General features: G+C 46.2%; 11 protein-coding genes. 10 read left to right on the top strand and 1 reads right to left on the bottom strand.

Translation table 11 applies throughout. The features are described from left to right. Positions 1 to 12 precede the first annotated feature (12 nt). The 6 genes from sctI (at position 13) to sicP (ending at position 3,801) form a co-directional block, all read left to right on the top strand. On the top strand, positions 13 to 312 hold the full coding sequence (gene sctI, locus BEA93_RS21605) for a type III secretion system inner rod subunit SctI (RefSeq protein ID WP_105225047.1): 300 nt from the start codon (positions 13 to 15) through the stop codon (positions 310 to 312). Then, positions 309 to 1,061 (top strand): EscJ/YscJ/HrcJ family type III secretion inner membrane ring protein, encoded by a 753-nt coding sequence (locus BEA93_RS21610; protein ID WP_000603487.1) that lies wholly within the window; start codon positions 309 to 311, stop codon positions 1,059 to 1,061. Before sctI ends, BEA93_RS21610 begins: the two co-directional genes overlap by 4 nt. Next, positions 1,054 to 1,659 carry a type III secretion apparatus protein OrgA/MxiK gene (locus BEA93_RS21615; RefSeq protein ID WP_072130769.1) on the top strand — a complete coding sequence of 202 codons (606 nt, stop codon included), beginning with the start codon at positions 1,054 to 1,056 and terminating at the stop codon, positions 1,657 to 1,659. The genes BEA93_RS21610 and BEA93_RS21615 overlap by 8 nt, the downstream gene beginning before the upstream one ends. Beyond that, on the top strand, positions 1,598 to 2,296 hold the full coding sequence (locus BEA93_RS21620; protein WP_097736421.1) for a hypothetical protein: 699 nt from the start codon (positions 1,598 to 1,600) through the stop codon (positions 2,294 to 2,296). The genes BEA93_RS21615 and BEA93_RS21620 overlap by 62 nt, the downstream gene beginning before the upstream one ends. A 62-nt stretch (positions 2,297 to 2,358) precedes the next feature. Next, positions 2,359 to 3,279, top strand: coding sequence for a type III secretion system effector BopA family protein (locus BEA93_RS21625; protein WP_097736420.1), 921 nt, complete (start codon positions 2,359 to 2,361; stop codon positions 3,277 to 3,279). Between the two features lie 132 nt (positions 3,280 to 3,411). Continuing rightward, positions 3,412 to 3,801, top strand: a complete 390-nt coding sequence (sicP, locus tag BEA93_RS21630) for a chaperone SicP (RefSeq protein WP_000284258.1) — start codon at positions 3,412 to 3,414, stop codon at positions 3,799 to 3,801. Positions 3,802 to 3,899: 98 nt separating this feature from the next. Here the strand turns inward: sicP and BEA93_RS21635 are convergent, their stop codons facing one another. Next, positions 3,900 to 4,202 carry a hypothetical protein gene (locus BEA93_RS21635; protein WP_001108156.1) on the bottom strand — a complete coding sequence of 101 codons (303 nt, stop codon included), beginning with the start codon at positions 4,200 to 4,202 and terminating at the stop codon, positions 3,900 to 3,902. A 302-nt stretch (positions 4,203 to 4,504) separates the two neighbouring features. Between BEA93_RS21635 and BEA93_RS21640 the strand changes: the two genes are divergently transcribed. The 4 genes from BEA93_RS21640 (at position 4,505) to tnpB (ending at position 7,590) form a co-directional block, all read left to right on the top strand. After that, entirely contained in the window at positions 4,505 to 5,737 is a 1,233-nt protein-coding gene (locus BEA93_RS21640; RefSeq protein ID WP_105225046.1) for a phosphoadenosine phosphosulfate reductase, read from the top strand. After that, a complete protein-coding gene (locus BEA93_RS21645; RefSeq protein ID WP_000502833.1) occupies positions 5,722 to 6,360 on the top strand; it encodes an IbrB-like domain-containing protein in 639 nt (212 codons plus the stop codon). The genes BEA93_RS21640 and BEA93_RS21645 overlap by 16 nt, the downstream gene beginning before the upstream one ends. 205 nt (positions 6,361 to 6,565) lie before the next feature. Next, entirely contained in the window at positions 6,566 to 7,243 is a 678-nt protein-coding gene (gene tnpA / locus BEA93_RS21655; protein ID WP_105267662.1) for an IS66-like element accessory protein TnpA, read from the top strand. Continuing rightward, complete coding sequence (tnpB, locus tag BEA93_RS21660; protein ID WP_000624622.1) at positions 7,243 to 7,590, top strand: IS66 family insertion sequence element accessory protein TnpB; 348 nt, start codon at positions 7,243 to 7,245, stop codon at positions 7,588 to 7,590. The genes tnpA and tnpB overlap by 1 nt, the downstream gene beginning before the upstream one ends. Positions 7,591 to 7,767: the final 177 nt, after the last annotated feature.

Below are 7,767 nucleotides of genomic sequence, written 5' to 3' on the forward strand. Positions count from 1 at the left end.
GTGATAAATCAGATGATTAACGCAATTTTTGTTCCGAAAACAATGCCCGATTTGTGGGATTCGGAGAGTAACGGAACCGGTGTTATCTCTCTGGATGACAGGTTGATACAGGCGTTTGCAGGTGCAACTGCTCATGCAGAGACAGAAAAAATGGCGGTTTTGCAGAAGATAGAACAGCCTGGCGGAGTAACAGATCCTGCCGAGTTGTATGCTCTGCAGGTCCGGACCGCAAATTATAATCTGGAAGTATCCCTTATCAGCACATTAACACGAAAATGTACAGGAACAGTGGAAACCTTATTGCGCTCATGATCCTGCGGTATTTATTTTTTTTACTGGTGCTGACATGTCTGAGTGGCTGTAAGGAAAAAAATCTGCTCCAGGAACTGGATCAGTACCAGGCGAATGAGGTTATTTCCCTGTTACAGCAGCATAATATCAGAGCAGATAAAATTGATAACGGAAAAAAGGGATTTTCTGTTACGGTTGCAGAACCTGATTTTACTGCGGCAGTATACTGGGTTAAGGTCTATGAATTACCGCCTCGTCCGAGAGTTGAAATTGCGCAAATGTTTCCTGCAGACGCGCTGGTTTCCTCTCCTCGGGCAGAGAAGGCCAGGCTCTATTCCGCTATTGAACAGCGCCTGGAGCAATCGTTGCAGACCCTTCCGGGCATCATTTCTGCTCGTGTTCATATCAGTTATGATATTGATGCCGGAGAGAGCGGACGTCCTTCCGTACCGGTTCACTTATCTGCACTGGCTGTTTATGAACGTGGTACGCCACTTGGGCTTCAGATAAGCGATATCAAGAGGTTCCTTAAGAATAGTTTTGCGAATGTGGAATACGATAATATTTCCGTCGTTTTGTCGGAGCGCAGAGAGGATGAATTCAGAGTGTCTGCCTCTCGCTCCAGCAGGCAAGATATCAGTGCTGGAGTGTTGGCGGTGGTGGTGGCTTCAGTAGTGACCATTGGTATGGTTGTGTGGTTGTTCTGCTGCCAGGGAAGAGGACTGCTGAGCAGGAAGTCATTCTGGAGAAAAGGGGGACGTCATGATTAGCTCTTTGCTGTCAGCACAACTGCAACGGGTGATATATGATCCCCTTTCGTATATTCATCCAGAACGTATTAGGATCGTGCCGGAACTGATTGCGCAGCCCGCTCAGCGGGCTGCGGTTAATGAGTTGTTGATCAGAGCAGGACGACTGGATATCTGTTCCACTGAAAGCCGCTACGTACTTCGGGAACCACTGGTACAACATTTATTGTGCCAGTGGGATTTGCTGGTTCAGGTGGCTTTTCTGCTTGGTTGCAGTGCCCGGCGAGGAGAGCTGGCCTGGCAAGGAAAGCTTCTCAGGCTACCGGAATGGGCTCGCTTTTTTTTACAGGCCAGTTTACCTGTTACGATACCTTCCGGAATACTGCTGGCAGAGTCGGCTGGGGTACTTTGCACCGGATACAGCCTGTTACAAGGCAGTATCCGCCATCTTCCGCAATTTCTGACACAGCGTGTTTCATTACTTTTTCCGCCACAGGCTGAATGTGCGTTGTCATCCCCGCCAGTGGATCCGTTAATGTTGCTATTGACCTTACAACATGCCCAGAAATATCCCGATAAACACTTCTCAGCAGCCTCTACTCGGTGGTGTACTGATTAAGCGTAACACCCTGGAGAAAAAACTTTCTCTAGGACGGCTGGAACAACAGGCCCGTAAGCGGGCAAAACAACTGATAAAAGATGCGCAAAAAGAAGCGCAAGTCTTACATGAGCAGGCCCACAGAGATGGGTTTCAACAGGGGATTTTATATGCCCTGAAACAGGTGGTCACTTATCTGTCAGACAGCAATCTTACTCTGGAATACTGGCAGCAGTGTCTTGAAAAACAGGTCAGGGAAATGCTGGCAACGTCAGTAAACCATCCTGAAACACTTTTACTGGTGTTTGATGAGTGGATGAGCAGGGACATCAATTCTGACGTTACGGTCAGTATTATTTTTCCAGAAGCTATGAAAACAGGATATTCCGAGGTGATATCCAGGATAATCGGAGACAGGGGGGCGGGGATTGATATCAGATATCATACGGGTTCAAATATTATATTTCGTTGTGGGGAGAATATTGCTGAATTTTCCCCTATTGAATTTACGGAAGCGGGTACCCGACGAATACTGATGAAAAATATACCAGGGTTTAGTCAGGACTGTCATCGTCTTTCCCGAGATACGCTGATATTATTTATAGAATATTGTCAGAATTTAATTAATAAAACAGAACACCATGATACAGTTAAATAACAATATATACAGATAATTCCACAAGCATATAAAAGATGGTTTAATACTTATCTGGAGGAAATATGAACTCTATTCCCTTGTCTGAGTTTTCTGGTGTCCGTGGTTCTGGTCATGCCCGGCTTTATATTAAAGCTTCAGACTCAGGACCCCAAACGGTGGTAAGTGAAAAATTGGGCTCGCGTATACTCACCCGTCTTGGAAAGCTGCCTTTACTCCGAAATACGGAAAGTGTACAGGAACGCAGGAATGCTGCTGCAAGAGAGGACTACTACACCAGGAGAACGTTTAAGGAGAGTTTAAAGCAGGTATATGGTGATTCTTTTTCACAGCAGGCCATGCAGGACATAGCCGGCAAACCACTTACCCGGCGAATGGTTAGACAAATCATCCATAACGCCGAAAAAGTGAAGGCAGGGGGCGATAAAAAAGAGCAAAAACTGTCATTGTCTGATAAGGCGAGCGAATTTACCAAAATCGCTTATGATACTAGCCTGAATCAGCTGGGTCTGTTTGCTCAGAAGGTAAAAATGATAACAGGCAGTGAATTAAAAAACATTGAAACCCTGGCTACAGGTAATGGCTGTCTACGCTCATTGATGACGGCCGCACATGGTGTCGCTCAGTTTTCTGGTAATGCTGATATTACTAAAGCTGTTGAGACACTTCTGGATATACGGGTTGGAAATATTCCTTTTTCTCAGTTTGGGACATACACAACCACTGAAGGAAGCTCTGTACAGTGGATACAAAACGCCTCACAGGATGATTTAGAGAAGGCTGCTGAAGTGATAAGGCGAGTCGCTGGTGATCTTGAGCTGCTGTTTCAGAATATAAAGAACGGGCAGAATAATAAAGTAAGTTCAACTTTGTCGGAAACAATCAAGCCTAATAATACAGGAGAGAGAGGACAGACAAATGTTACGACTGAAACCGCTAGACGCTGGGGGAGGGTGGTGAATGAATTTAGAGCGATTCGGCGTTAAAGGAAATGCATAACGCGTATAGTTGAAAAACTTTCCGGGAATAAAAAACATTATTTCTGAATCCGTTGTCATGGAGTAAATACCACCGTGACGTATTTTTATTGTAATTGTGAATAAGTAAAAGTTGTTATAATGTATCAGCATGAGCGAATTATTTCGGAAATTGGTGAAATCCTTGGATTACCGTTAGATTTTGACGAAGAGGGACAGTGTGCCTTACAGTTTGATGAGAATTTGTTTGTTTCATTTCAGGTATGGAAGAATGATACATGGTTGCTGACAGGTTTATTACTGGATGCATTACCTTCTGAACCGGACAACTCTTTCTGGAAAAAGATCATGGTGTTTAATCATGAGATGGCAATGGAAAATGCTGGTAACCTGGTATATTCGGAGAATGATAATGCCATTTTCCTTGTGGACACTGTTGCTGACCTGTCGAATGCTCATGCTATCATTGCGCATTTGGAAAGTTTTGTGAATAAACAGGAATATCTTATATGTGAACTACATCGTGAATAAATGGAATACTTTTGTTGCAAATGTGTCAATGAATAATATGGTATGATGCTTCTGTCTTGATATTCCGAAACCATCTCCTGAGGAGATGGTTCCTTACTTTATTTCTGTATATTGTTGTGTGCTATTTCTAGTAACTCGGATAAAGAAAGATTAAAATATTTTTCTTGTTTAAGTAATTCGTTGAATTCAGCAAACAGGATTTTTTCTTTCAGATGATCTTGTTTGTAATCAGGATGTTTTTCAAAGAATGAATGTGCCTCTTTATAAAGGTTGGAGTGTTGTTCTGCCTTTTTATTTGGAATAGATGTAATTGTGTTTCTGACAGAAGGTGTATGTGTCGAAATATTATTGTTACAACCCGTTATCAAAAGAGTGGCAAATAAAATGGTTTTATAATTCATAAATGGTATTGTGCTGATTTTGGATATGGTTTGATGATTAAATCATATCAAATGAGTTTGTCAAGAAAATGTTGAATTAAAATCAGTGTATAGCAACTTGAACTACTGCTTTAATAAACAGAATCCACAAACATTTATTGATGCAATTAGTATGGTCAAAAATATATTTTTCCTGAAACTCGTCAGCGGGTAGTCCATATTATTCTGGAAAAATAGTATGAATATAACTCATTGTGGGCTGACGATACACCAGGGGAGATTTACGAAACTTAACGTTAAATATTTAGCATAAAATCAGAAAAATGAGTGATATGCTTTTAACTGAAAAAATTCTTATCGGAGAAAATGTTCTGCGTGTAGCAACAACTCGTATGGAGTGGATTTTTGAAACATTTCCGTCTGTATGCCTGTCTTTTTCCGGTGGTAAGGATTCGACAGTGCTTTTCCACCTTGCAGCAGAGGTAGCTCGCAGGAGAAAACGTCATTTCTCTGTATTGTTCATTGACTGGGAGGCTCAGTATCAGTGCACCATTGAACACATTCAGAAAATGCGGGAAATGTATCGGGATGTGACGGACACCTTTTACTGGGTGGCGCTTCCCCTGACCACGGTAAATGGTGTCTCTCAGTTTCAACCGGAGTGGATATGCTGGGAGTCTGGGGTGACCTGGGTTCGCCAGCCACCGGAAGAGGCCATTACGGATATGGCGTATTTTCCCTTTTATCGGTATGCCATGACGTTTGAAGAATTTGTTCCGGCATTTTCTTCCTGGTTTGCCGGTAACCGGTGTGGAGTGGCAGTGCTGACTGGTGTCCGGGCGGATGAGTCGCTCAATCGCTTTATGGGACTGGTGTCTCAGCGCAAACTGAGATATGCCGATGATAAACCATGGACCACGGCATCGCCTGAAGGGTTTTACTACACCATGTATCCGTTATATGACTGGAAAGCCCGCGATATCTGGATATATAACGCCAGAACCTGTGCCATCTACAATCCCCTGTATGACCTGATGTACCGTGCCGGCGTGCCGTTACGCAACATGCGTGTCTGTGAACCTTTTGGTCCTGAACAACGTAAGGGACTGTGGCTTTACCATGTTCTGGAGCCGGAAACCTGGGCCAGGATGTGTGAACGGGTGTCAGGTGCTGCCAGCGGGGCGCTTTATGCCAATGAAAGCGGTGCCTATTTTGCTCTGCGTAAACGTATATCAAAACCGCCTCATCATACCTGGCGTAGCTATGCGATGTTCCTGCTGGATGCGATGCCGGAAAGAACGGCAGAACATTACCGTAACAAAATTGCTGTCTACCTGCGCTGGTATCAGACCCGGGGCTTTCCGGATGACATTCCTGATGAACAGGAGAATGACTTGGGGAGCCGGGATATTCCGTCCTGGCGACGTATCTGCAAAACACTCATAAAGAATGATTTCTGGTGCCGGACCCTCTCCTTCAGTCCGAACAAACCCCGGCACTATGAGCGTTATCTGCAGCGTATGAAGGAAAGGAGGAAGGAATGGGGGATTCTGTGACAGCGGAGATACTGAGTAACATGATTCGTCAGTATTTCAGTCAGGTACGAACTGAAGAAGAGACCATACAGGCTCTGAATCATCTGCGCAGGGTGCTTCATGAGGTCAGTCCTTTTGCACAGGAGCCTGTGGATTGTGTGCTGTGGGTGAAAGCAGATGAGGTGGTGGCCAACGATTATAACCCCAATGTCATGGCACCGGGTGAGAAGAAACTGCTGAAACATTCACTGGAGCAGGATGGGTTCACGCAGCCTGTGGTTGTCTCGGAAGAGAAGGAGCATTATCTGGTCGTGGATGGTTTTCATCGTCAATTACTGGGCAGGGAAGCAGGTACGGGAAAACGTCTGAAGGGCTGGTTGCCAGTGACTTGTATTAATCCGGAAAGAAAGGGACAGGCCTCACGTATTGCTGCGACCATTCGACATAACCGGGCCAGGGGGAAACACCAGATAACCTCAATGTCTGATATTGTCAGGGATCTGTCGCGGTTGGGCTGGACGGATGAACATATTGGTACAGAGCTGGGTATGGACCAGGATGAAGTGCTGAGACTGAAACAGATTAGCGGACTGACGGAATTGTTTCAGGAAGACGACTTCAGTCCGGCATGGACGGTTCGCTGAGGGCGTCAGATATATGTATTTAGGAATTTAAAGTACATTTGTAAGCGTAAACCGACCGCCGTATGTAGCCATTAGACAAGAATTGGTAACTTAGACGCCCATCTGACACAGACGGACATCTAAGCATGAAATTACAGGACTGGCGAAAAGAAGTAATCGGCTCATTTAAACCGTCTGGTCTGTTTCCTCCGGCTCTACAAAAATAATGTCCATCATTTTTAATGGACACTATCGTATGAAACACCGGACCTGGATCACTGAAGCTTTACGTCTTCACTTTGAAGAACATTTACCCCGGGTTGTGGCCGGGCGTCGCCTGGGTGTACCAAAATCAACAGTTTGTAGTATGTTCGTGCGCTTTCGGAGAGCTGGCCTTTCGTGGCCTTTGCCCGCAGGCATGTCGGAGCAGGAACTTGATGCCTGCCTTTACGGACAATTTTCCACGGTACCAGTCGTACGTCCTGAAAGCACCGTTATATCCGAAGCCCCCGTGGTAAAAAAACGTCCCCGGCGGCCCAACTTCCCTTATGAGTTTAAAATCGCCTTAGTGGAGCAGTCACTGCAGCCCGGAGCCTGTGTGGCGCAGATCGCCCGGGAAAACGGAATCAACGATAACCTGCTCTTCAACTGGCGCCATCAATACCGGAAAGGTGGCATGCTGCCTTCCGGAAAAAATATGCCGGCACTGCTTCCCGTGACGTTAACGCCGGAGCCGGATAATAAAATCCCGGCCCCCGCACAGGAACCAGAGCAGATAAATACACCGTCCGACAGTCTGTGCTGTGAGCTGGTTCTGCCGGCCGGAACTCTCAGGCTTAAAGGCAAACTGACGCCGGCGTTATTACAGACACTTATCCGCGAAATAAAAGGGAGCAGCCACTGATGATATCTCTCCCTGCCGGTTCGCGTATCTGGCTGGTTGCCGGTATCACCGATATGCGAAATGGCTTTAACGGCCTGGCCTCAAAAGTTCAGAACGTCCTGAAGGATGACCCGTTCTCCGGGCATCTGTTCATCTTCCGCGGACGCCGGGGTGACCAGATAAAAGTGCTGTGGGCTGACAGTGACGGACTGTGCCTCTTCACCAAACGCCTGGAGCGGGGCCGCTTCGTCTGGCCGGTCACCCGTGACGGCAAGGTGCACCTTACTCCGGCCCAGTTATCCATGCTTCTTGAAGGTATCAACTGGAAGCACCCGAAACGAACGGAACGCGCTGGAATCCGCATATAACCCGTTGTAAAGTGAGGATATGGACACCTCACTTGCTCATGAGAACGCCCGCCTGCGGGCACTGTTGCAGACGCAACAGGACACCATCCGCCAGATGGCTGAATACAACCGCCTGCTCTCACAGCGGGTGGCGGCTTATGCTTCCGAAATCAACCGGCTGAAGGCGCTGGTTGCGAA

Source organism: Escherichia sp. MOD1-EC5950, from assembly GCF_002965345.1.
GTDB classification, from domain to species: Bacteria; Pseudomonadota; Gammaproteobacteria; order Enterobacterales; family Enterobacteriaceae; genus Escherichia; species Escherichia marmotae.